The sequence below is a fragment of the Methanobrevibacter arboriphilus genome, from assembly GCF_019669925.1.
GTDB lineage: Archaea > Methanobacteriota > Methanobacteria > Methanobacteriales > Methanobacteriaceae > Methanobinarius > Methanobinarius arboriphilus_A.
In genome coordinates, this window is the sequence record NZ_AP019779.1 from 1,433,767 (window position 1) to 1,459,290 (window position 25,524).

Below are 25,524 nucleotides of genomic sequence, written 5' to 3' on the forward strand. Positions count from 1 at the left end.
TAATAATGATAGAGGTTTTTATTGTATTATTAATATAAATTATATATTTGAGGTTTATAATGGTTAATATAGATGTTTCTGTAATTGTACCAGTTTATAATGGGGAAAAATACCTAAAAAAATGTTTAGATAGTTTAAATAAGCAAACATTAGAGACTATTGAGATTATCTGTATAAATGATGGCTCTACTGATAAATCTCTTGAAATTTTAAATGATTATGCAAAAAAAGATAGTAGAATAAAAGTCATATCTAAAGAAAATGGGGGAGCTGGCTCTGCAAGAAATGTTGGATTGGAAAATGTTAATGGCAAATACGTAGCTTTTGTTGATGCTGATGATTGGGTAGATTCTGACATCTTTGAAAAGCTTTATAATTTATCTGAATCTAAGAATACTGATATAATCATATTTAAAATGCTTGATTATGATGAAAAAAATGATGAATTTTATAAGAGTGATTATTATAAAATTAAACCTTTAAATGAATTTAATAATAAGTTATTTAAAATTAAAGACATTGAAAATAGCTTATTTAAAATAACTACTTCAACTGCTAATAAATTTTACAACACTGAATTTTTAAAGAAATCAGGAACTCGTTTTCCAGAAGGATTTATATTTGAAGATAATCCGTTTTTTTTTGATTTAATGCTAAAAGCTGATAAAATTTTTCTTTTAGATGAATACGTATATTATAGACGAAGAAGAGAATCATCAGTAATGTCATCTATAAATGATTCGTATTATGGAATAATACCAATCATTGATATAATTACTAATGTTTTTCGAAAAAATAATGCTTATGATAGATTTAAAAAAGATTTACTTAATTTTAATGTTTTAACAACAAGAAATAAATATAATTTAATGGATGATAAATATAAAAAAAAGTTTTTTTGGATTATGAAGGAATATTTTTCAAATATAAGCAAAGATACTCAATCCAACAAAGACTTTAAAGACAATTTGAATAAGAAAAATCTGAATTTTTATCTAATTATACTTAAATCATCAAATTACTTGGAATTTAAATTATTAAAAGAAAACTATGAACTAAGAACTAAAAATAAAAGATTAATTAATAAAAATAAAAAATTGAATAATGAAAATAAAAAAATTAAGGAGGAAATTAAAGAATTATATTCTTCTAATTCTTGGAAATTAACAAAACCTATTAGGATTATAGGAAAAATATTTAAATAGACTTTTAAATATTAAGATTTCTTTTTATTTTTTCAATGCCAATAAGACACTTTTTTAAACATTTTTTTATTTTTAATGTTTATTCATATTTCCATAATTTATAATGTCCATATTTTCTTTTTTAGTTTTATCACTAATTTTAACGATATTCTTAGTATCAAAAACAATTGGGGATTTCATTTTTTCTTTCATCAAATTATAATCCAAATTCTTGAATTCATCATGCTCAGATAATACAATACAGATATCAGCATCTTCAATAGCTTCTTCAAAACTACAATAATTTTCATCATTAATATGAGGATCATGTATAGCTATATCAAAACCTTCTTTTTTAAATAGCTCAATGCAGGTAAGAGCAGGACTTTCTCTTGTATCTCCAGTATTCCCTTTATATGAAACTCCTAAAATTGCTATTTTTAGGTTTTCAATAGTTTCAATTCCACTAATTTTCGCTAATATTTCTTTTGTTTTATCAACCACGAATTTTGGCATACTATTGTTAGTATCTCTGGCTAATTTAATCATTTTAGCTTCATCAGGAGCTAATGAATAAATAAAATAAGGATCTATAGCTAAACAATGTCCGCCAACTCCTGGACCTGGACTGTGTATATTAACTCTCGGGTGTTTATTAGCTAATTCAATAACATCAAGAGTATTTACTCCTATTTTTGAACATATTTTTGTTAATTCATTTGCTAAAGCTATATTAACATCTCTAAATGTATTTTCCATACATTTTGACATTTCAGCTGTTTTAGCCTCTGTTTTCATTATTTTTCCCTTTACAAAAGTTTCATAAACTTCAGCTGCTTTATTAGAACATTGAGGTGTTATTCCTCCGACTATTCTATCATTATTTATGAGTTCTTCTATTATTTTCCCAGGAAGAACTCTTTCAGGGCAGTGTGCAAGGTATAAGTCTTTCCCGATTTCAAATCCCCCTTTTTCAAAAATAGGTTTTATAATTTTATTGGTTGACATTGGAGCTATTGTTGATTCTATAATTACGATATTTCCTTTTTCTAAGCAAGGAATTATAGATTTACATGCAGATATAACATAACTTAAATCACAAGAGAGATCTTCTATATTGTTTGGTGTTGGAACTGTTATTATAAATACATCACTTTTCTGTGGATTTAATGATGCAGAATATCTTTTATTATTTATAGCTAGTTCTAATTTTTCTTTAAGTCCTGGTTCTTCTATGTGAAGCTCACAACTATTCAAACTACTAATAATATTTGGGTTTATATCTACTCCTACTACTTCACAACCATTATCTGCAAATAAAACTGCTGTTGGAAGACCAATATACCCTTGACCAATTATACAAACTTTCATTATAATCACTAGCTATTCAAATTTATAGATTTAGATTTATAGAAATAATTCTGAATTATATAAATAATTATTAGATAATTATTAAAAATAATTATATTTAAAAATTTTATTTTCATTATATATCCTTAAGTAATTATTAATTTAACTAATATTAAATATTATATAGTATTAGAATATTTATATATCAGTAAAAATAATATTATGTTTAGTGTATTTATTAAAAACAATACTAATTTAACTTTTATTATATATAAAATTCTCATATTAAATTTTAATTTATATAGTAAAATATTATACAGTAAAATTATCTTCTATTATATTTATATTGTATAATATATTGTATATTTAAATATTTTATCTTATATTGATTGTAGTATAATAAACATTTTTATACTATATTAGGCTCTATTGATTCTTTATTTATTAAGAATAACCTATAAAAAATTAGTATTTTTAATATTAAAATTCATCAGTGATTAAACATGAATATAACAGTTATTGGAACAGGGTATGTGGGATTAGTAACAGGAACTTGCTTTTCAGAAATGGGAAACAATGTTTATTGTATAGATATTGATGAGGAAAAAATTAAATCCCTTAAAAATGGGATAATACCTATTTATGAACAGCATTTAGAAGGCATGGTTATTAAAAATCATAATAAAGGAAATCTTATCTTTACAACAGAACTTGAAAAAGGTTTATCTAAGTCGAATATTTGCTTTATAGCGGTAGGAACTCCAATGGCTTCAGATGGTTGTGCTGATTTAAATGTTGTTTTTCAAGTAGCTAAAAGTATTGGGGAATTAATGTCTCATGATCTGATAATTGTCACAAAATCTACTGTACCAGTTGGAACAGGAGATAAAATTGATAGAATTATACAAAAAGAGCTCGATAAAAGAGGAGTTAATTATAAATTTCAAATGGTTTCAAATCCTGAATTTTTAAAAGAAGGAACTGCTGTTGAAGATTCTATGAGACCAGACCGGGTTATAATTGGTTCTGAAGATGAAAAAACTATCAATATGATGAAAGAGCTATATGCTCCTTATGTTAAAAACCATGATAGATTTATTATAATGGATATTAGAAGTGCAGAAATGTCTAAATATGCTTCTAATGCAATGCTAGCCACTAGAATATCTTTCATGAATGAAATAGCTAATATTTGTGAAAAAGTTGGGGCTGATGTAAATAAAGTTCGTTTAGGAGTAGGCAGTGATAAAAGAATCGGTTATAGCTTTTTATATGCTGGTTGTGGTTATGGTGGGAGTTGTTTTCCAAAAGATGTTAGTGCATTAATTAAAACTGGTGAAATAGCTGGCTATACTCCTAAAATTTTGAATGAAGTCGAAAATGTTAATAATGAACAAAAAAAGGTCATTTTAAATAAGATAAAAGAAAAGTTTGGTGAAGACCTTTCAAACTTTAGTTTTGGTCTTTGGGGCTTATCGTTTAAACCTGGAACAGATGATATGAGGGAAGCTCCATCTGTTGTCATAATTAATGGTTTAATTGAATCTGGAGCAACTGTAAAAGCCTATGATCCTAAGGCTCGTGAGGTAGCTAAGGATATTTTCAAGGGTAATGAGAATATTAAATTTTTCAATAGCAAATATGATGTATTAAATAATAGTGATGGACTTATTATTGTAACTGAATGGAATGAGTTTAAAAGTCCTGATTTTAACGAAATTTATCATAGATTAAATAATAAAATTATTTTTGATGGTAGGAATCAATTTGATAAACGATTATTAAATAATCTTGGTTTTGAATACTATCAAATTGGTAGTTAGATTATGATTAAATAAAATTATTTAGTTTATTCAATAAAATAATAAAATAATCATAAGTATTTTATAAAAACTCAAAAATCAATGAGTCAAAAATGTTGATATTCAATAAAAAGTGGATAATATGAAAATCTTAATAACAGGATATAAAGGAATGTTAGGTTCAGATTTAGTAGAAACTTTAAAAAATGAAAATAAACACGATTTAATCCTTACTGATGTTGAAAATTTAGACATAACTAACTTTAATCAAGTAGATGAATTTTTAAAAAAAGAAACACCAGAACTTATAATAAATGTAGCTGCATATACTGATGTTGATGGCTGTGAAACTAATCGAAATTTAGCTTTCAATGTTAATTCAATTGGTCCTAAGAATTTAGCTATAGTATCAAATGAAATTAATGCTAAAATATTACATATTAGCACTGATTATGTTTTTTCTGGTGATAGCTTGAAACCTTATCATGAAGATGATGAAACTGATCCTAATAGTTATTATGGTGAAACTAAACTTCAAGCAGAGTTATTTATCAAAGAAAATACAGATAATTATTTTATAATTAGAACTGCATGGTTATATGGTTTTAATGGAAAGAACTTTGTTAAAACTATGCTTCAATTATCTAAAACAAATGATAAAATTATGGTTGTTAATGATCAACATGGTTCTCCTACTTTTACAAAAGATTTATCTATGGCTATATCTGAAATTATTAAAACTGATAAATATGGAATTTATCATGTTACAAATAGTGATAATTGTACTTGGTATGAATTTGCAAAGGAAATATTTGAATTAGCAAATATAAATATTAATATAGTACCTGTTACTACTGAAGAATATCCTACACCAGCTAAAAGACCATCGTATTCAGTTCTTTCAAATGAAAAATGGGAAAACACTGGTTTTAAATCATTAAGATCTTATAAAAATGCTCTTAAAAATTATATGAAGATTGAATTAGAAACTAAACACAAAGATTAAGTATAGAGATTAAACATGGAGATTAAGCTTAGAATTAAAATTAACAATTAAACATAATGATTAAATGGATGGAGATTTAAAAATGAAAGGTATAGTTTTAGCAGGAGGTTCTGGAACTCGTTTATATCCGATTACAAAGGTAGTTTCCAAACAATTACTTCCATTATATGATAAACCAATGATTTATTATCCAATATCTGTTTTAATGCTTGCAGGAATTAAAGAAATACTTATTATTTCAACTCCTCATGATATTTCTCAATATGAAAAATTACTTGGTGATGGAAGTGACTTTGGAGTATCTTTTAGCTATGAAGTTCAAGATAATCCTAACGGTTTAGCTGAAGCATTTATTGTAGGTGAAAATTTCATTGGAGATGAAAATGTCGCTCTTGTTTTAGGAGATAATGTTTTTTATGGTCATAGATTAACTGAAATATTAGAGCATGCTTATAAACTTGAAGAAGGTGCAATTGTTTTTGGTTATTATACTAATAACCCTGAAGATTTTGGTGTTGTAGAATTTGATAATGAAGGAAATGTTTTATCCATTGAAGAAAAACCAAAAAATCCAAAATCAAATTATATTGTTCCAGGGCTTTATTTTTATGATAATAATGTTGTTGAAATAGCTAAAAATGTTAAACCCTCTTCAAGAGGAGAATTAGAAATAACTTCTGTAAATGAAGAGTATTTAAAGCAAAATAAACTTAAAGTTGAGCTTTTAGGTAGAGGTATGGCTTGGCTTGATACTGGTACTCATAATGGACTTTTAGAAGCAGCTAACTTTATAGAAACAGTTCAAAAAAGACAAGGTTTATATATCGCTTGTTTAGAAGAGATTGCTTTTTATAAAGGATATATAAATCGTGAAAAACTTGTTAAAATTGCCAACTCTCTTCAAAAAACAGATTATGGTGATTATTTAATTAAGCTATCTAATATGAAAATTGATTGAATTTATTAAATTATAGCTAATTATATATTTAATCATTTATTTAATAATTTTAAATTAAAAATAATATGTATTAAAATATTTAAAATATTTAAAACATATATCTTGAATATATAATATAATTAAATAAATATACTATAAATTTATTTTACGAAATAAAGTTTAAAAAAATATAAATATGATTATTTACAATAAATTGAAAAATGTATATTTAATGAGGAAATGTTATGGAAAATGTTAAACATGCTATTATAATTATGGCAGGTATAGGCTCACGTTTAGGCTTAGATACTACAAAAGGTTTGGTTAAAGTTGGTGAAAAAAAAATTGTTGATTACCATCTTGATAGATTGAAAGATGTTCCAGATGTTAGGATTGTAGTTGGTTTCCAAAAAGAAAAAGTAAAAGAGCATGTTAAAAAAGTTAGAGATGATGTTAAATTTATTACTAATCATGATTTTAGAAATACTTCTACTTCTTATAGTGTTAGCTTAGCTAATAAAGATTTAGATGAACCTTATCTCCTTATAATTGGTGATGTTTTATTTAATAAGACAGATTTTGAAAACTTTATTGTAAACTGTAAAAATGAATCTCTTGTTGGCATAACTCCTTCTAAAACTGAAGATGCTATATTTGCTGAATTAAATGATGATAATAGGGTTATTAATTTTCAAAGAGAATATCCTCTTGATTATGAATATGCAGGCATTACATATGTAACTAATGATGTTAAAATTACTGAAAATGATAACTATGTTGTGGATGCTTTAGGAAAAAGTCTTCCTTTAAAAACAATTTTCATAGAGTCTTATGAGATTGATACTAAGGCAGATTTAGAATTAGCCAAAAAAAATTTACATAAGCTTGAATTATGAATATTATTCATCTTTCTAACTTATTAACAATATGTTCATATTCTAATGATTATTAAGGAGATTTTTGATGTTTGAACACAGATTTCTTTTAAATTTTTCTAAATATAAATTTCTTTTATATGAACTTGTAAAAAGAGATATAAAAATCAAATACAGAAGATCTGCTTTAGGAATTTTATGGAGTTTTTTAAATCCATTACTTATGATGATTGTATTAACAATTGTTTTTTCTACATTTTTTCAGAGAGATATACCTAATTATCCAGTTTATTTATTAACTGGGAGATTGATATTTGATTTCTTTTCGGGATCTACAAGGGCAGCAATGGTTTCAATAAGATCAAATGCCTCTATTATGAAAAAAGTATATGTTCCTAAATATATATATAGTCTAAGTGTTATTATCTCAAACTTTGTAAACTTTTTAATCTCTTTAATAGTGTTAGTATTAGTAATGATAGCAACCGGAGCATCATTTTCAGTATTTAATCTAGCAGGAATACTTACTATCATTCCTTTGTTTATATTAACTCTTGGTGTAGGTTTAATATTGGCAACAGTTACGGTATTCTTTAGAGATATTGAATATTTGTATGGGGTTTTCATGACTCTTTTAATGTATGGTTGTGCAATTTTTTATCCAATTTCTATTGTTCCTTCACAATTCTTACCATTTTTCCTTGCAAATCCAGTTTACTCAGCTATAAGTTCATTTAGGGATTCTATTCTTTATGGTCAACTTCCAGCAATTGGTCCTTTTCTATATTTATCAACATTTGCTTTAGTATCTCTGATAATAGGAGTAATAATCTTTTATAAATACCAAAATAAATTTATACTTAATGTTTAGGTGATACATTTGGTTGAAATCAATTCCAACAATCAAAAAACAGAAAATCTGCCTGATGAGAAGGAATCAGAAAATATTGATGATATTGTAATAAGTGTAAATAATGTCAGTATGGAATTTAATCTAAGCAAAGAAAAAATTGATAATTTTAAAGAGTATATTATTAAATTTATAAAAAGAGACATTGAACATGATAACTTTTGGGCATTAAAAAATGTTTCTTTTAATATAAAAAAAGGAGATAGGATTGGAATTGTTGGTTTAAATGGAGCAGGTAAAAGTACTCTTCTTAAAATTATTTCTGGAGTAATGAAACCAACAAAAGGAGATGTTGCCATAACTGGTAAAATAGCTCCATTATTAGAATTAGGTGCTGGTTTTGATTCTAATTATTCTGGTTATGAGAATGTTTATTTAAATGCTGCAATGATGGGGTTTCCTAAGGAGTTTATTCGCTCTAAACTTGATGAAATAGTTGAATTTTCTGAATTAAAAGATTTTATGAATGTTCCAATTAAAAATTACTCTTCTGGAATGAAAGCTAGATTAGGTTTTTCAATTGCTACTCTAGTTGATCCAGATATTCTTATTTTAGATGAGGTTTTATCAGTTGGTGACATAAAATTTAGAAAAAAAAGTGAAAAAAGAATTATGGAACTATTTGAAAAAGGAACAACTGTGATTTTTGTTTCTCATTCATTAAATCAAGTTCGTAGATTATGTAACAAAGCAGTTTGGCTGGAAAAAGGTGAAATTGTAATGAAAGGGGATTGTGAAGAGGTTTGTAATGAGTTTGAAAAAACTTTGGATGAAGATAAGGATCTCTCTAAGAATTTAAGATTGAAACGGATTGAAAACCTTAAGAAGAGACAAAAAATTTTAAAATCAATGGAAGAAAAAGAACAAAGGGCTTTGGAAGAAATTGAAAATGAACAAAGGGAAAATAAATAGTAAGATTAAAAATCAAAATATTTAGCCAATAATTTTTTAAATATTCTTTAAATTATGTAATATAATTATATAATTACATAGTATAACTATCTAATATAACAAATAAGCTTTTATTTTGTATTTTTTCCTTTTACTATTTTATATGATCCTTATTTATTCTATTTTTATTCCATATTCATTATTGTATTAATTCTTTTAAGTTTTATTTTTTAATTATACAGTTTCTATATGATATTCTTTATTTGCTTAATGATTTGGTGATAATATTAACAATATTTCAATTATAATAGTAAATTATAATGGAGAAAATTTTCTTGAAAAATGCTTTAATTCTATTAAAAATCAAAGTTTTCAAGAATTTGAGATTATTTTCATTGATAATAATTCTATAGATAATAGTATTTATTTTGTAAATAGGTTTAGTGAAAAATTATCTCAAAATATCAAAGTACTGAAAAATAAGTCTAATTTAGGATTTTCCGCAGCTGTTAACCAAGGAATTAATCATTCGTCATCAGAATATATTTTATTACTTAATAATGATATAGAACTTGATCCAAATTTTATTTTAAATATAATAAATTGTTTTAAATCATATAATAATCAAAATTCCAATAAAAACATATTTTCTGTATCTTCAAAAATGATTCAATTTAACAATAGGGATTTAATTGACGATGCTGGGGATTATTATAATATAATGGGTTGGACTATTAAAAAAGGCGAAGGGAAAGATGAGAAAATGTATAATAATTCTTATGAAATTTTTTCATCATGTGCAGGTGCAGCATTATATAAAAAATCGATTTTAGATAAAATTGGGCTTTTTGATGAAAATTTTTTTGCATATATGGAAGATGTTGATATTGGATACAGGTCTTTAATTAATGGATTTAAAAATGTATATTGTCCAAATGCAATTGTTTATCATATTGGGAGTGGTTCAAGTGGAGATAAGTATAATGAATTTAAAATACCTTTAGCTGCTCGTAATAACATATGGGTTATATATAAAAATATGCCTTGGCCTCAAATAATACTAAATATAGGATTTTTAGCTATTGGATTTTTAATAAAATATATTTTTTTCGTTAGGAAAGGATATGGGGATTTATATCTAAAAGGCTTAAAAGAGGGAATAAAAAATAGGAATAAAATAAAAAAAATAGAATTTAAAAGAAATAACTTAAAAAATTATTTTAAAATTCAAGGGAGACTAATAATCAATACATTTAAACTTATTTACAAATGATTATAGAATTATTCTAATTATTCTAATTATTCTAATTATAAAATTATTCTAATTATAGAATTATTTTAATCATAGAATTATCGTGATTATAAATTTATAGTGATTATATGGATTTGTCAATAATAATTGTTAATTATAAGACTTATGAACTAACAAAAAATACAATTATTTCTGTTTTAGAAACAACAGAGTCACCTTATGAGATTTTCCTAGTTGACAATAATTCTCAAGATGGGAGTTATGAAAAATTAAAATCTTACTTTTCTCATTTTTCAAATGAAGCTTCGAATGGAAAGATAAATTTTATACATAATCCAACTAATCAAGGATTTGCTGCTGCTAATAATGTAGCTATTAAAAAATCTAAAGGGAACTTCATTCTTCTTTTAAATTCGGATACTATTGTAAAAGATGATTCAATCGATGATTGTTTAAAATTTATAAAGAATCATAATGATGTTGGGGCTGTTGGTTGTAAGATTCTTTTACCTAATGGTGACTTAGATAAATCTTGTAAACGTAGTTTTCCAAATCCTAAAAATTCTTTTTACAAGCTTTTTGGTTTTAATAAGATTAAAAATTCTAATTCTGATGATTATAATTTAGATCATCTTGATGATAATGGAATTTATGAAGTAGATAGCTTGGTTGGAGCGTTTATGCTTGTTAGAAAGGTAGCTATAAATGAAGTAGGTCTTTTAGATGAAGATTATTTTATGTATGGTGAAGATATTGATTGGTGCTATAGAATAAAAAGTGCTGGTTGGAAAATTATATACTATGGAAAATCTGAAATTATCCATTATAAAGGCGCAAGCAGTAAAAAACAAAAATCTAAGCTAATATATGAGTTTTATAGAGCTATGTATCTTTTTTATAATAAGAATTATGATAAGAAATACTCTTTTTTTACTAGATTATTGGTATATTTAGGTATAATCTTTCTTTTAACGATTAAATTATTTTTAAATGTTTTTAAGAAATGATGCTGATTTTAATTTCTATAAATATTAAATAATTAGTATTCATCATTGTATTTATATAAATTTATTTAGATTACAATAATGATATAAATAATAGTAATTATATTATATAATTGTATAATTATTTAACATATTAAAATATTATAATTTATATTAGTTTATATTTAATTTATATTTAAGCTATATTTAAGCTATATCAATTTAGATTAATTTATATTTAATTTAAATTAATTCATATCAATATATTAATAGGGATATCATGATAAAACAAAACCAAAGACTTTTAAATGCTATATTAATTACAACTGACGCTTTAGTGGTTGTTTTAGCATTTATTGCTGCTTGGTTTTTAAGATTTAAAACAACTATTTTTGGACCTTTGGGAGGATTTCTTCCATTTGAAAATTATTTGCTACTTGCACTTTTTATTATTCCATTGTATTTAATTTTTTACTATTTTTCAGGATTATATAAGCCTTTTAGAAATCAATCAAATATAATATCTGAGGCTACAGAGATTTTTAAAGTTAATTTAATGGCTTTTATTATTTTAATTGCATTATTATTTATTATAGATGAACCTAACTATTCAAGGAAGTTAATTTTTGTGTTTGCTTCTTTTAGTACTGTTTTTGCTATAATTGAAAGAGCAATATTTAGATCTATATTAAAACATATTAGATCCAATGATAAAAACCTTAAACATATTTTAATTGTTGGGGATGGGGAGTTAGCTATTAAATTTGCTAAAAAAATCATATCTAAGAAATATTTAGGTTATTCTATTAGTGGATTTTTAGGTTCTCATCATAAAATTGGGCATATGATTGATGGAACTAATGGGGCTTCTGTTATTGGATCAATAGGTGATTTAAATGATTTTTTAGCTAATAATCAATATGATAGGGTTATAATAGCTATTCCTCTTAAATATTATGATAATTTGACTAGGTTGGTGGATATTTGTGAAAATCATGGTGTAAAAGCTGAGATAATTCCTGATTATTATAGATATTTCCCTGCAAAGCCTTCTGTAGACATGATTGATGAATTACCTATTATAAATATTCGTTATGTACCTTTAGATGATGCTTTAAATAGATTTATGAAAAAAGTCTCTGATATTGTGATATCTTTAATTGCTATTATTATAACTTCTCCTATAATGATTTTAACAGCTATTGCTATTAAAATAAGTTCTCCAGGCCCTATTATTTTTAAACAAGAAAGAATTGGATATCAAAGAAAGCCTTTTATGATGTACAAGTTTAGAAGTATGAAAGTACAGGATGAATCTGAAGAGAAATCTGAATGGACTACTGAAGATGATCCTAGAAAAACTCGAATTGGGGACTTTATTAGAAGAACTAGTATTGATGAGTTGCCTCAGTTTTTCAATGTTTTAAAAGGTGAAATGAGTGTTGTTGGTCCTAGACCTGAAAGACCTTTTTTTGTAGAGAAGTTTAGAGATGAAATTCCAAAGTACATGGTAAAACATCAAGTTAGACCAGGACTCACTGGATTGGCTCAAGTACATGGGTATAGAGGAAACACTTCTATTAAAAGGCGTATTGAGTATGATATTGAGTATGTAGAAAATTGGTATTTTGGTTTAGATATTTTAATCATGTGGAAAACGATTTTGAAAGGTAATAAGAATGCTTATTAAATTTGTTTTGTTATTTTTAAATTGTGAATTTTTTAATTAACTTTTAATCAATCTTTTTTGCTATGTTTTAATTACTATAATATTAGTATATGATTACAATCTTTTAAAATAATTGTAATAATATTTATATGATAGTTATTACTAACTTTTTAATTGTAATACAAGCAATGTTAATTATATAAGTAAAAATCTACTAATTATAAGTAAAAATTTACTAATAAATTAGGATATTTTAGTGATAAATGAGGATTTATAAAAATATTTTTAATAATTTTATAGAGAATATTATATTTATAAAAAAGAATTTTGAAAAATTAGTATTATAATTGTTAAAATTTAATATTTATTTAAATATTACTCCTCATTTGCTTGGAAAAATCCTATCTATAAAAAATAATTAATATTTAACTGTGAGGGCTTGGTATGGATAATGAAATAATAGAAGAATATAACAAAATTAAAGATAAAATCTCTGAAGAAGAATTTTTAGAGAAAATGAATGAAAAAAAGAAAGATTATAAGGATATAAGCTTTATGAGTGATGTTGACATTGCTCGGACTGTTGTAGGGGAATATATCAATGAAAAAAATGAACATAGGTCTGAAAGTCAAGAACATGCAATGGATAAAATATCTAAATTAGAATCTGGAGCTCAAAATTTAAGTGTAATTGGTAGAGTAATGGGTATTTCAAATCCAAAAGTTTTCACAAGTCGTAAAGGGAAAGATGGAAAACTAGCTAATTTAAAAATAGCTGATGATACTGGAGAAATAAGGGTAGTTTTATGGACTGAAAACATAAAATTATTAAAAAATTTTAATGAAGGAGATGTTATTCAAATAAACAGAGTCGATATTAAAGACGGCTATCAATCTGGAACTAAAGAAATTCATTTACAGCCACGTTCAACAATAAATGTTTTAGATAGTAATGATTATCATAATTTTCCAGAATATGAGGAAATAATAACTCCTATAGATGAAATTACCCCAGATACCACTGTAAATATTATTGCAAGACTAATAAGAGTTCCTAAAATTAGAAGCTATGAGAAAAATGGAAAAGAGGGTAAAGTAACTTCTTTAGAACTACAAGATAAAACTGGAAAAATTAGTTATACATTATGGAATAAAGATACTGGTTTAATAAACAGCTTGGATATTAAAGAAGGAGATTCTTTAAAAATATTAGGTGCTTCTGCTAGAGAAAGAAATGGTGAAGTATCTTTGTCTCATTGGGATGGAAGAATAGTTAAAGGGGATTTTGAAGTTCCAGAATATGAGGATAAAATCTTAAAAATTGCTGAAGTTCAGGAAATGAAAGATGTGACATTACTTGGAATTGTCACTAAAATTCAAGATACTATAGAATTTGATAGAGCTGATGGTTCTAAAGGGGCCGTTAAATCTATTGAGGTAGCTGATGATACAGGTTCTATCCGAGTAACTCTTTGGGGTGATGATACTAAATTAAACATCAATAAGGGAGATATTATTAAAATTACTGGTGGAAACATTGAATTTGATGAATATACTGAAACTGGTTATAGGGTTAATACTAATTGGAACACTCAAATAATAACTAATCCCGATGAAGATAATAGTTTAATCGATCTTTTAAAAGATTATCAATCACAATTAGGACCAATTAAAGTTGAAGTTGTTCAAGAAATTGAGGAAGATGGTGAAGAGGTCGATGTTCTTGGTAGAATTATAACCATGCATGATCCAAGAGAGTTTCAAAGAGATGATGGTACTACTGGTTTAGTTAGATCTGGAGATTTAGCTGATGAAACAGGTGTTGTTAGGTTATCTTTTTGGGATGAAAAAGCTCAAAATAATTTTGAACCTGGAAATGCTTTTCTAATTGAGAATGCAAGGACTCGAATGGGTCTTTATTCAGTGGAACTTAATATAGGAAAAACTGCAAGAATTATAAAATTAGATGAAGATGAAACTGGTGATTTACCTTCTTTTTCAGAACTTGAAGATATGATTTATGTTCCTAAAAAAATTGATGAATTGGAAGAAGATGATTCTAATATAAGAGTTTTAGCAAGAGTTATTGATATTCAAGATGTGAATGAATTCCAGAGACAAGATGGAACTCCTGGTTTAGTTAGAAATATTGAAATTGGTGATGATACTGGAATTATAAGAACTACTCTTTGGAATGAACAAGCAAATAATCCTTATGAAGTTGGAGATGCGTTAAAAATTGAAAATCCAAGGGTAACTTTTAGAAATGATAATCTTGAGTTAAGTATTAGTAATAACACTAAAATAATTAAGGCAAAAGATGATGAATTAGATAAATTACCTTCTTTTGAAGAATTGGAAGAAATTTTATATCAATCTAAAAACATTGTTGACTTAGAGGATGATGATAGAAATATTAAGATTCAAGGGGCATTGGGTGATACTTTTGGTAATAATATTCTTTCTGCTAGATGTCCTAGTTGTAACAATAGATTAGATCAAATTGATGATGAATATGTTTGTGATTATTGTGGAGAAGATGTTGAAAAGCCAAGATATCTTTTGATGATTCCTGCTAGGATAGAGGATGATACTGGGGAAATTTCTATCACATTTTTTGGTAAATTAGCTGAAAAACTTCTTGGAATGACTACTGATGAAGCAGCAGAGATTGTTGAAGAAAGTGCTGATGAAGGTGTTTTAGAAGGAAAAGTTGAAAATTTAGCAGGTCTCAGTATTAAAATTATCGCTGATGTTAATTTTGATGAATATAATGAAGAAATTAGATTAAATCCTAAAAAAATTATTTCTACAGAATTATAGTGACTGAATTAGTAATTTATCTTTAGAACTATTAAAGTATGAAATTTATAAATGAATTATAAAAGCAAAAATTATAAAAATAAAATATAAATAATATAGGAATGAGTATTATGGTAGAACTTGAAGATTTGCCTAGTGTTGGGGAAAAAACCGCACAAAAATTAAGAGACGCTGGTTTTGCGGATATGATGAGATTAGCTACGGCTACTGCAAAGGAATTAGCTGTAAAAGCAGAAATTGGAGAAGGTGTTGCTGAAAAAGTTATTGAAGCAGCTAGAAAAGCAGAATCTATTGATTTTGAAACTGCATATGATGTTATGGAAAGAAGACGTGATGTTGGAAGAATTACAGTTGGAAGTGAAGCTTTTAATGAGTTAATTGGGGGAGGAATTGAAACTCAATCTATTACAGAAGTTTTTGGTGAGTTTGGGTCTGGTAAAAGTCAAATTTCTCACGAATTAGCTGTAACTGTTCAACTTCCAAGAGATCGTGGTGGACTTGATGGAGAATGTGTTTTTATCGATACTGAGAATACTTTCCGTCCAGAAAGAATCGAACAAATTTCTGATGGTTTTGAACTTGATCATGAAGAGGTTTTACAAAAAATTCATATAGCTAGGGCTTTTAATTCTGCTCATCAAATTTTAATGGCAGATAAAATTAATGAATTGATCCAAAATGGATCAAATATAAAATTAGTAATTGTTGATTCATTAATGGCTCATTTTAGAGCAGAATATGTAGGAAGAGAATCATTAGCAACAAGACAACAAAAATTAAATCAACATTTGCATGCTCTTCAAAATATAGCTAATACTTACAATGTGGCTGTTTTCATTACTAATCAGGTTCAAGCAAGACCAGATGCTTTCTTTGGTAGCCCAACAAAAGCAATTGGAGGGCATGTTTTAGGGCATGCTTCTACTTATAGAATTTGGCTTAAAAAAGGTCTAGCCGGTAAAAGAATTGCTCGTTTAGTTGATTCTCCTCATTTACCAGAAGGTGAATGTGTATTTAAAATTACTAGTGATGGTATTGTTGATTAAGTTACTAATTTAACTTTCTTTTTTATTTTAATTTTTTATTCTTTAATTTTTATTCATTTATTTTGGATTGTTTAATATTTTCTGTTTTTTCTTAATATATAATAAATTTAATTATATTTTTAATAGTAACTTTGATTTATTTTTAATAGTGAATTCATTTATTTTTAAGATTTGCTTTGATTTAGATAATGCTTTAGTTTTATTAATGATGAAATAAAAAATATTATTATTTAGGATAGGATTTTATTGATAAGATTAATAGATTAACGAATATATTTTTATGAAAATTAAATTTTATAATTAAAAATTTTATAATTACGTTTAAAGTGAAAACGATGTCTGAAGTAATAAGTACTATAATTGTTATTTTATTTTTGATTTTTTTGGGATATTTTCTTAAAAGAATTAATTTACTTAATATCAAAGACATTGAAGTGTTGAATAAATTAGTTATTAATGTTGCAATGCCATGTCTCATTTTTTCTTCTTTATATGCTGCAAATTTATCTAATATTACAACTCTGGCTGTAATGCCCACAATTAGTATTACTGTAGGTGCAATTTCAGGGTTGCTTGTTTACCTTATCCTTAGAAAGAAAAACTTGCCTGAAAAAAAATTATGGGGAGCTGTTGTACCGGTTGTTATTGGAAACACTGCTTTTTTAGGATTTCCAATGGTTTTAGGTGTTTTTGGTCAATCAGGTCTTTTAAGAGCAATTTTTTATGATATGGGTACTCTAATATTGTTTCTTTCTTTAAGCATACTATTGATTGCTAATTTTGGAGGTAATATCAAGGATGTGTTTAAAAGAATTCTAGGTTTTCCAGTTTTATGGGCATTTATTTTAGGAATTACTTTTAATCTTTTAAATATTCCTATTGGAAATATTCCTGCTAGTATAATTGGATATTTATCTGCAGCAGCTATTCCAATAATAATGATTTCATTAGGCCTTTCTCTCCAATTTAAAGGTCTTAAAAATAATTTAAAAATAGCAGGATTGGATGTAATTGTTAAACTTGTGATTGCCCCTATTATTGCTTTAACTATTGTAACTTTGTTAGGTTTGTCTAATATGGAATTTACAATAGCCATTGTAGAAGCTGGAATGCCATCTGGAATGTTAACAATGGTTTTGGCAGTTACTTATAATTTAGATTTTGGTATTTCTGCTGATTGTTCAGTTGTCACTACTGTTTTTAGCTTGATTACTTTACCTATCTTAATTGGAACCTTGCCTTTTATCACGGGCATTATATAAGATTATATGTTGCTTTGAAATTTCACATAACTTTATTTTTTTAAAAAAATTTTCTCTTTTTTGACTTTTTATAATTATAATTGAAAGATTTTTTAAGCATTTTTAATTATTTATAAGTGCTTTTAATATTTTTTAATTCTTTTTAATAGTTTGATTCTTATTTTAATCTTTTTAGTTCTTTTTTTCTTTATTCTAATCAATTTAATTCAAAATTTTTTTATTATATATAAACTTTACTCAATAATAATAATAGAAACCTTTATTTATTTAAATGGCATACATAACACTATCTAAAATTTTATAAATATTAATAAATTGAAATTATAAAAAATTAATTAATAATAAATTAGTCAATAATTTAAATATTAGTTAATAATTTTATTTAATAATTTAAAATATTTAATATTAAACAATATTCTTTAAATTTAGTATAATTAATTATTGAAAATTGATTATTAATGGTTGTTTATAGGGGCATTGTTATAAAATATTAGATATCATCAACTTGTACAAGGTGATTATAAATGGCAGAAGAGAAGAGAGATATAGAAAATGAAGAGCCACGTATTGGAGTATATGTTTGTCACTGTGGTATAAACATTGGTGGGGTCGTCGACGTCCCAGCAGTTGCCGAATATGCAAAAACTCTCCCTAATGTGGTTATTGCAAAGGATTATAAATATTATTGTTCTGATCCAGGACAACAAGTAATTCAAAATGACATTAAAGAACATAATCTTAACAGAATAGTTGTAGCTGCATGTTCTCCTAGGCTTCACGAACCTACATTTAGAAGATGTATTAGAGAAGCTGGATTAAACCAGTTCTTGTTTGAGTTTGCTAACTTAAGAGAGCATGATTCTTGGGTACACATGGGTGAACCAGAAGCTGCTACTGAAAAAGCAAAAGATTTAACAAGAATGGCTGTAGCTAAAGCTAGACTTTTAGAACCTTTAGAAGCTTCTGTTGTGTCTGTGGATAATAAAGCTATGGTTATTGGTGGAGGAGTAGCTGGTATTCAATCTGCTCTTGATTTAGCTGATATGGGATTCCAAACTTACATGGTTGAAAAACAACCAACCATTGGTGGAAGGATGGGACAACTTGATAAAACTTTCCCAACACTTGATTGTTCAATGTGTATTCTTGCTCCTAAGATGGTGGATGTTGGTAAACACGAAAACATCGAACTTTTAACTTACTCTGAAGTAAGAGAAGTAGATGGTTATATTGGTAACTTTAAAGTAAAAGTTGAAAGAAAACCAAGATATATTGATGAAGAGTTATGTGTTGGCTGTGGATCTTGTGTAGAAGTTTGTCCAATTGAAATGCCTAATTACTTCGATGAAGGTATTGGCATGACTAAAGCTGCATTTATTCCATTCCCTCAAGCAGTACCTTTATGTGCTACTATAGACAAGGATTACTGTATTGAATGTAAACTTTGTGATCAAATCTGTGAACGTGGAGCAGTTAAACATGACCAAGAATCTGAATTCATTGATTTAGAAGTAGGAACTATTATTGTAGCTACTGGTTATGACCCTTATGATCCTACAGAAAAACTTGAATATGGTTATGGTGCTCATACTAATGTAATTACTGCTATGGAAATTGAAAGGATGATTAATGCATCTGGTCCTACTGAAGGACATGTTATTAAACCATCTGATCATGAATCTCCAAAACGTGTTGCATTTATCCATTGTGTTGGTTCAAGAGATGATAAGATTGGTAAACCATATTGTTCAAGAGTATGTTGTATGTACTCTATGAAAAATGCTCAATTGATTATAGATCACGAACCAGATACTGATGTAACTCTTTACTACATGGATATCAGAGCTTTCGGTAAAGGATTTGAAGAGTTCTATAAAAACTCTCAAGAAAAATATGGTATTAAGTTCTTAAGAGGACGTCCTTCTGAAATTATCGAAAACGATGATTTAACTTTAACTGTAAGGGGAGAAGATACATTACTTAATACAGTAACTGAATATGATTATGATTTAGTTGTTCTTAGTGTTGGTCTTGTACCTCCTGAAGGAGCAGAAGAGTTAAGACAAACTATCGGTTTATCTAAGAGTGGAGATGGTTTCTTAATGGAAGCTCACCCAAAACTCAGACCTGTTGATACTTTAACAGACGGTGTTTACCTAGCTGGTGTTTCACAAGGTCCTAAGGATATTCCTGATGCAGTTGCACAAGGTTCTGGTGCAGCAGCACGTGCAGCGATTCCTATGGTTAAAGGTGAAGTGGAAATTGAACCTATTATTGCTACTACTGATACAGATGTCTGTGGGGCATGTGAAGTTTGTGTTGAACTTTGTCCATATGGTGCAGTAGCTATTGAAGATGATCAAGCAACTGTTAATGTTGCATTATGTAAAGGATGCGGTACTTGTGTAGCTGCATGCCCATCTGGAGCTATGGATCAAAATCATTTCAAAACTGACCAAATCATGGCACAAATTGAAGCTGCTCTTGAAGATGGTAAATAAACCTGGAGATTTATTCTCCATTTTTTATTTTTTTATTTATTTTTAAATTATTCAATTAAGAATTTATTTGTTTTTACTTTTTTTAGCTGTATTTGGCTATATTTAGCTATTTTTAACTATAATTAAGTATATTTTAATATATTTAACTTTTTTTTCAATTTGTTTTTTATAATTTAATCTTATTTTTTTTGAAAATTTTAAAACTATAAATAATTAGAAAATAATATAGAATAATTGTAATATGAAAATATTATATTTATAAAATTTATAAAATCTTAACTAAAATATTTTGATATATCTATTATATAAATATCTTAATATAATTAAAATGTCTTAATATGATATATCTTAAAATTTATAAAATTATCATTTTGATAAATTAATAGTAAGTTTTATTATTAAATATTTTATTATTAAATACAATTTCAAGGAGTATTAATTTTTAATATTCATTATATAGGTGTATAAATGTTTGAAAATGAAAGCAATGTTACTGAAATTCAAAAATTGATGAAAGATCACAATGATTGGATGAAAAATAGTATAAATCTTATTGCTAGTGAAAATATAACTAGCTCTCAAGTACAATCTGCAATGGCTTCAGATCTTTCTCATAGATATGCTGAAGGTAAATGTGGTGAAAGGCTTTATGAAGGTTGTAAATATATTGATGATATTGAATCAATTACTATACGTCTTTCAAAAAAACTTTATAAAGCAGAACATGTAAATGTTCAACCAACATCTGGTGTTGTAGCTAATCTTGCAGCATTTTTTACTTTTTCAAAGCCAGGAGACTCTATAATGGCTCTCGAAGTTCCAGTAGGTGGACATATTAGCCATGCAAATGTAAGTGCTGCTGGTATAAGGGGCCTTAAAGTACATCAACATCCTTTTGATGAAAAATCAATGACTATTGATGTTGATGCAATGAATAAGAAGATTCTTGAAATAAAGCCTAAAATAATTCTTTTCGGTGGTAGTTTATTCCTTTTCCCCCATCCTGTTAAAGAGGCATACGAAGCTGCTCAAGAAGTTGGAGCTAAAATCATGTATGATGGTGCTCATGTTTTAGGCCTTATTGCTGGTGGAAAATTCCAAGATCCTCTTCGTGAAGGTGCTGATGTTTTGATGGGTAGTACTCATAAGACATTTCCTGGAACTCAAGGAGGTATTATTTTAACTAAAGAAGAGTATGCTAAAAAAATTGATGAGGCGGTTTTCCCTGGTGTTGTTAGTAATCATCATCTTCATCATGTAGCTGGGCTTGGAATAGCAACAGCTGAAATGCTTGAATTTGGTGAAAATTATGCTAGTCAAACTATTAAAAATGCTAAAGCTTTAGCTCAAGCTTTAAATGAATATGGTTTCAATGTTCTTTGTGAAGATCAAGGATTTACAGAATCTCATCAAGTAGGTTTTGATGTTTCTAATATTGGTAGAGCCTCTTCTTTAGCTAAAGATTTAGAATCTAATAATATTATTTTAAATAAAAATCTCCTTCCATGGGATGATGTTAATAGATCTGATGATCCTTCTGGTATTAGAGTGGGTACTCAAGAGATTACAAGAAGAGGTATGAAAGAATCTCAGATGTCTGATATTGCTGAATTTATAATGAGAGTTTGTATGGATAAAGTTTATGTTAAAGATGAAGTTAGTGAATTTATGAATGATTATACTAAAGTTCATTATGCCTTTGAGGAATCAGAAGCTTATAAATATATCCAATTCTAATATTTAGAAATAATTTAAATGATATGGAGTTAAAAATGCGTATTGGATGGGCAATAACTGGAGCTGGACATTTATTAGATGAAAGTGTTGCAGTAATGGAAGAGTTATCTAAGGATAATAAGATAACAATTTTACTTTCTAATGCTGGAGAAGAAGTTTTAAATATGTATGGTCTTTTTGAAAGAGTTGCTGCTATTACAGGGGGATATTATAAAGAATTAGCTTTAGAAAGCGATCAAAGTTTTAGTTATCCTATTTCTGGACGTTTTTCTCTAGGAAAGTATGATCTTTTAATTGTTTCTCCTACTACCTCTAATACTGTTGCTAAAATAGTTCATGGAATTTCTGATACTCTTGTTACAAATTCTGTTGCTCAAGCTGGAAAAGGTGGAGTTAAAACTATTGTTATTCCAGTGGACATGGAAAAGGGAGATGTTGAAACAATTCTTCCATCTAAGTTAGATCTTGAAAGTTGTGCAGATTGTGATGAGTGTGAAGCATCTAAATCTTGTCCTCAAGAGGCAATAATAGCTAAACAGGAAATTGATTTACTTAAGTGTGTTGGATGTGGTGATTGCCAAGATTCATGTCCATTTAATGCTATAAAAGCTGGAAAATTAATCACTATTCATATGAGGGAAATAGATATTGAAAACACTCATAAGTTAGTTTTAATGGAAGATATTGATGTTTTAAAACATCCTAATGAAATTGCTGAGTTTATATCTAATATAATCTAAAATCTAATCTAATAATTGATATAGGTATCATAATTGATATAAAATATTCACAATATAAATATCCTGATCATTATAGGTTAATCAGATAGATTAATCAGCATATATAATTATAATTAATATAATTATATAATAGCTATTATCTAAATATAGCCAATATAACTATTATACTCAATATAAGTAATTATAATTAATAATTATTAATTAATATACTATTATCTAAAAATATAGTCGATATACTTATTATACAGACTCACAAAAAAAATCTAATTTATCTCCAATCTTTATTTTATATTTTTTAATACTTCCTTCTTTTAATTCTAAAATATAATGAGCTTTATTTTTGGGGTTATAAAACTTCCAAGGTGAAATATTTGCTATTTCTATAACTTTTTTTTCCTCATTTAAAAAAATAACATCAATATTTATTCTCATAAAAAATGTATGTATTGAAGAATAGATTTTAACATTAGAATTAGCTGTTTTCATAACAAAAATATATTCTAATTCTTTTTTAAACATCAGTCCTTGGAATCTAGATAAAAAATTATTTGCAAATTTTATAGGGCCTAAAACTATTTTTTCCTGTGTTTTGTTTTTTTCTTTTATTAAAATAGTTTTATTGTTTATCTAAATCACCTTCTATAAATTATGTTATTATAGAATATTGTATTATTTGTCAATTTCCATATTATTCATATTTTAATATTGTTAATCAATCTTCATATTTAATCAACTTTTATATTTAATCAATTTTCATATTTTTAATCGACTTTCATATTATTGATTAACTTCATATTAATAATCAATTTTTACTATTCATAAACTTTTAATAAATACTTCCACTTCATTAATTTTGAAAAATTTATAAAAGTTTTTAAGTGTTAAAATTAAATTAATTATTTGTATGATATTATAATGTTATATTTTATTATCTATCATATCTTACGTCTTGTTATATTATATATCTCATTATATTCTATGTTTTATTATTAATTTTTATATTATTAATACTTATAATACTAACATTTATTTATTATCTTATCAAAAAGATAATATAGAAAGTTAAATTATATCTATATATACTATTTAAACTATCAGATCTTAAAATTTAAATCTTAAGGTTAATAAAAATTAATAACTAAAATTAATAAATAGATTGATCTTTAATACTTTACTAAAATCTTATGTGAGGGTTTTTATGAGAAATATCATTGTTGAAAAGCTCAACCAAACACCAATAGAAAAATTAGACATTGAAATTGTAGAAAGGAAAGGAATTGGTCATCCTGACAGTATTAGTGATGGAATTGCAGAGTCTGTAAGTCGAGCTCTTTGTAAACTTTATATGGATGAATTTGGAGGAGTACTCCACCACAATACTGATGAAGTTCAAATAACTGCAGGTGAATCGAATCCTATTTTTGGAGGAGGAGATGTAATTAAGCCTATTGATTTCCTTCTTACAGGTCGTGGAGTTTCTGAATATGAAGGTAAAAAGTTACCAGTTGATGTAGTAGCTATTGATGCTGCTAAAACTTATTTAGATGAATATATTCCTAATCTTGAAGTAGAATCTCATGCTGTAGTTGAATGTAAAATAGGACATGGTTCAGGAGACCTTGTTGACGTGTTTAAACGAGATGGTGCACCGTCTTCTAATGATACTTCTTTTGGTGTAGGTTATGCTCCATTTTCAGAAGTTGAAACTATAGTCTTAGCTATTGAAGAATTATTAAATTCTAAAGCTTTTACAAAGAAGAATCCTGCTGTTGGTGAAGATATTAAAGTTATGGGGCTTCGTGATAATGATAAAATTACTTTGACTATTGCATGTGCTATGGTCTCAAAATATGTTACTGACCGTGAAGAATATATAGCTGTCCGTGAAGGCTTGAAAAATGTAGCTCTTGATATAGCTAGCCAAGTTACAGATAGGGAGATTGAAGTATTTGTAAATACTGCTGATAATGATAATGCTAAGGGAGAAGAAGGTTATTATTTAACAGTCACTGGAACTTCTGCTGAAATGGGTGATGATGGTTCTGTTGGTAGGGGTAATAGGGCTAATGGTCTTATAACTCCTAATAGGCCGATGTCTATGGAAGCAACTTCTGGTAAAAACCCTATAAATCATGTTGGTAAAATTTATAATATTTTATCTAATGAAATGGCTAATGATATAGCTAATAATGTTGAAGGAATAAAACAAATTAATATAATGATTTTGAGTCAAATTGGTAAACCTATTGATCAACCTAAGGCTGCAACTTCTCAAATAATTCTTGAAGATGGATATAAAATGGATGATGTTAGTAAAAAAGTTGCTTCTGTCATGGATAGTTGGCTTGAAAATATATCAACCATAACAGAAAATGTTGTAAAAGGCAAAGCAAGGACATTTTAAGAATATTGTTTAATTAAATTGTAGGTTATAAAGATAATCTACATTTTTATTTTCCATTATTTTAATATTATTAAATCTATTTTTAGTTTTATTTTTACATTTTGTTTAATCACTTAAGCAAATATTAATTGTTCTATAATATTTAATTATTA

General features: G+C 26.5%; 19 protein-coding genes. 17 read left to right on the forward strand and 2 right to left on the reverse strand.

What is annotated here, in order from left to right; genetic code table 11:
- The first annotated feature begins 59 nt into the window (after nt 1-59).
- Entirely contained in the window at nt 60-1,205 is a 1,146-nt protein-coding gene (locus MarbSA_RS06260) for a glycosyltransferase family 2 protein (RefSeq protein ID WP_221061198.1), read from the forward strand.
- 72 nt (nt 1,206-1,277) lie between these two features.
- Here MarbSA_RS06260 and MarbSA_RS06265 read toward each other — a convergent pair whose 3' ends face one another.
- Nucleotides 1,278-2,555, reverse strand: a complete 1,278-nt coding sequence (locus tag MarbSA_RS06265; RefSeq protein ID WP_221061199.1) for a nucleotide sugar dehydrogenase — start codon at nt 2,553-2,555, stop codon at nt 1,278-1,280.
- A gap of 482 nt (nt 2,556-3,037) precedes the next feature.
- Between MarbSA_RS06265 and MarbSA_RS06270 the strand changes: the two genes are divergently transcribed.
- From MarbSA_RS06270 to MarbSA_RS06340, 15 genes are all read left to right on the forward strand, one after another.
- On the forward strand, nt 3,038-4,357 hold the full coding sequence (locus MarbSA_RS06270; RefSeq protein ID WP_221061200.1) for a UDP-glucose dehydrogenase family protein: 1,320 nt from the start codon (nt 3,038-3,040) through the stop codon (nt 4,355-4,357).
- Between the two features lie 121 nt (nt 4,358-4,478).
- Entirely contained in the window at nt 4,479-5,342 is an 864-nt protein-coding gene (gene rfbD / locus MarbSA_RS06275; RefSeq protein ID WP_054835573.1) for a dTDP-4-dehydrorhamnose reductase, read from the forward strand.
- Between the two features lie 82 nt (nt 5,343-5,424).
- The gene (gene rfbA, locus MarbSA_RS06280; RefSeq protein WP_054835575.1) at nt 5,425-6,300 is read left to right on the forward strand and encodes a glucose-1-phosphate thymidylyltransferase RfbA; all 876 of its coding nucleotides are present in this window, start codon (nt 5,425-5,427) and stop codon (nt 6,298-6,300) included.
- A gap of 224 nt (nt 6,301-6,524) precedes the next feature.
- Nucleotides 6,525-7,175 carry an NTP transferase domain-containing protein gene (locus tag MarbSA_RS06285; protein ID WP_054835392.1) on the forward strand — a complete coding sequence of 217 codons (651 nt, stop codon included), beginning with the start codon at nt 6,525-6,527 and terminating at the stop codon, nt 7,173-7,175.
- Between the two features lie 67 nt (nt 7,176-7,242).
- On the forward strand, nt 7,243-8,025 hold the full coding sequence (locus MarbSA_RS06290) for an ABC transporter permease (RefSeq protein ID WP_221061201.1): 783 nt from the start codon (nt 7,243-7,245) through the stop codon (nt 8,023-8,025).
- A gap of 9 nt (nt 8,026-8,034) precedes the next feature.
- Entirely contained in the window at nt 8,035-8,976 is a 942-nt protein-coding gene (locus MarbSA_RS06295) for an ABC transporter ATP-binding protein (RefSeq protein ID WP_244987856.1), read from the forward strand.
- A 286-nt stretch (nt 8,977-9,262) separates the two neighbouring features.
- Complete coding sequence (locus tag MarbSA_RS06300; protein WP_280636279.1) at nt 9,263-10,228, forward strand: glycosyltransferase family 2 protein; 966 nt, start codon at nt 9,263-9,265, stop codon at nt 10,226-10,228.
- A 107-nt stretch (nt 10,229-10,335) separates the two neighbouring features.
- Nucleotides 10,336-11,214, forward strand: coding sequence for a glycosyltransferase family 2 protein (locus MarbSA_RS06305; RefSeq protein WP_221061202.1), 879 nt, complete (start codon nt 10,336-10,338; stop codon nt 11,212-11,214).
- Nucleotides 11,215-11,470: 256 nt separating this feature from the next.
- A complete protein-coding gene (locus MarbSA_RS06310) occupies nt 11,471-12,880 on the forward strand; it encodes an undecaprenyl-phosphate glucose phosphotransferase (protein WP_221061203.1) in 1,410 nt (469 codons plus the stop codon).
- Between the two features lie 423 nt (nt 12,881-13,303).
- Nucleotides 13,304-15,682 (forward strand): OB-fold nucleic acid binding domain-containing protein, encoded by a 2,379-nt coding sequence (locus MarbSA_RS06315; protein ID WP_221061204.1) that lies wholly within the window; start codon nt 13,304-13,306, stop codon nt 15,680-15,682.
- Nucleotides 15,683-15,792: 110 nt separating this feature from the next.
- On the forward strand, nt 15,793-16,728 hold the full coding sequence (gene radA / locus MarbSA_RS06320) for a DNA repair and recombination protein RadA (protein ID WP_221061205.1): 936 nt from the start codon (nt 15,793-15,795) through the stop codon (nt 16,726-16,728).
- A gap of 335 nt (nt 16,729-17,063) precedes the next feature.
- Nucleotides 17,064-17,990, forward strand: a complete 927-nt coding sequence (locus MarbSA_RS06325; RefSeq protein ID WP_221061206.1) for an AEC family transporter — start codon at nt 17,064-17,066, stop codon at nt 17,988-17,990.
- A 524-nt stretch (nt 17,991-18,514) separates the two neighbouring features.
- Nucleotides 18,515-20,491 (forward strand): CoB--CoM heterodisulfide reductase iron-sulfur subunit A family protein, encoded by a 1,977-nt coding sequence (locus MarbSA_RS06330; protein ID WP_221061207.1) that lies wholly within the window; start codon nt 18,515-18,517, stop codon nt 20,489-20,491.
- Nucleotides 20,492-20,959: 468 nt separating this feature from the next.
- Nucleotides 20,960-22,228: a serine hydroxymethyltransferase gene (gene glyA / locus MarbSA_RS06335; protein WP_221061208.1), complete on the forward strand. Its 1,269-nt coding sequence runs from the start codon at nt 20,960-20,962 to the stop codon at nt 22,226-22,228.
- A gap of 23 nt (nt 22,229-22,251) precedes the next feature.
- Nucleotides 22,252-22,968 (forward strand): dihydromethanopterin reductase (acceptor), encoded by a 717-nt coding sequence (locus tag MarbSA_RS06340; protein WP_502306556.1) that lies wholly within the window; start codon nt 22,252-22,254, stop codon nt 22,966-22,968.
- Nucleotides 22,969-23,208: 240 nt separating this feature from the next.
- Here the strand turns inward: MarbSA_RS06340 and MarbSA_RS06345 are convergent, their stop codons facing one another.
- Nucleotides 23,209-23,595 (reverse strand): DUF192 domain-containing protein, encoded by a 387-nt coding sequence (locus tag MarbSA_RS06345; protein ID WP_348531742.1) that lies wholly within the window; start codon nt 23,593-23,595, stop codon nt 23,209-23,211.
- 571 nt (nt 23,596-24,166) lie between these two features.
- Between MarbSA_RS06345 and MarbSA_RS06350 the strand changes: the two genes are divergently transcribed.
- Nucleotides 24,167-25,372, forward strand: a complete 1,206-nt coding sequence (locus MarbSA_RS06350; RefSeq protein ID WP_221061209.1) for a methionine adenosyltransferase — start codon at nt 24,167-24,169, stop codon at nt 25,370-25,372.
- Nucleotides 25,373-25,524 lie beyond the last annotated feature (152 nt).

What these genes read in the sequence shown, in the direction of transcription:
- MarbSA_RS06340 (WP_502306556.1), top strand. Translation starts at nt 22,252, where the DNA reads ATGGAGTTAAAAATGCGTATTGGATGGGCAATAACTGGAGCTGGACAT.
- MarbSA_RS06310 (WP_221061203.1), top strand. Translation starts at nt 11,471, where the DNA reads ATGATAAAACAAAACCAAAGACTTTTAAATGCTATATTAATTACAACT.
- MarbSA_RS06325 (WP_221061206.1), top strand. Translation starts at nt 17,064, where the DNA reads ATGTCTGAAGTAATAAGTACTATAATTGTTATTTTATTTTTGATTTTT.
- MarbSA_RS06290 (WP_221061201.1), top strand. Translation starts at nt 7,243, where the DNA reads ATGTTTGAACACAGATTTCTTTTAAATTTTTCTAAATATAAATTTCTT.
- rfbD (WP_054835573.1), top strand. Translation starts at nt 4,479, where the DNA reads ATGAAAATCTTAATAACAGGATATAAAGGAATGTTAGGTTCAGATTTA.
- MarbSA_RS06330 (WP_221061207.1), top strand. Translation starts at nt 18,515, where the DNA reads ATGGCAGAAGAGAAGAGAGATATAGAAAATGAAGAGCCACGTATTGGA.
- radA (WP_221061205.1), top strand. Translation starts at nt 15,793, where the DNA reads ATGGTAGAACTTGAAGATTTGCCTAGTGTTGGGGAAAAAACCGCACAA.
- MarbSA_RS06265 (WP_221061199.1), bottom strand. Translation starts at nt 2,555, where the DNA reads ATGAAAGTTTGTATAATTGGTCAAGGGTATATTGGTCTTCCAACAGCA.
- MarbSA_RS06305 (WP_221061202.1), top strand. Translation starts at nt 10,336, where the DNA reads ATGGATTTGTCAATAATAATTGTTAATTATAAGACTTATGAACTAACA.
- MarbSA_RS06270 (WP_221061200.1), top strand. Translation starts at nt 3,038, where the DNA reads ATGAATATAACAGTTATTGGAACAGGGTATGTGGGATTAGTAACAGGA.
- rfbA (WP_054835575.1), top strand. Translation starts at nt 5,425, where the DNA reads ATGAAAGGTATAGTTTTAGCAGGAGGTTCTGGAACTCGTTTATATCCG.
- glyA (WP_221061208.1), top strand. Translation starts at nt 20,960, where the DNA reads ATGTTTGAAAATGAAAGCAATGTTACTGAAATTCAAAAATTGATGAAA.
- MarbSA_RS06260 (WP_221061198.1), top strand. Translation starts at nt 60, where the DNA reads ATGGTTAATATAGATGTTTCTGTAATTGTACCAGTTTATAATGGGGAA.
- MarbSA_RS06350 (WP_221061209.1), top strand. Translation starts at nt 24,167, where the DNA reads ATGAGAAATATCATTGTTGAAAAGCTCAACCAAACACCAATAGAAAAA.
- MarbSA_RS06315 (WP_221061204.1), top strand. Translation starts at nt 13,304, where the DNA reads ATGGATAATGAAATAATAGAAGAATATAACAAAATTAAAGATAAAATC.
- MarbSA_RS06285 (WP_054835392.1), top strand. Translation starts at nt 6,525, where the DNA reads ATGGAAAATGTTAAACATGCTATTATAATTATGGCAGGTATAGGCTCA.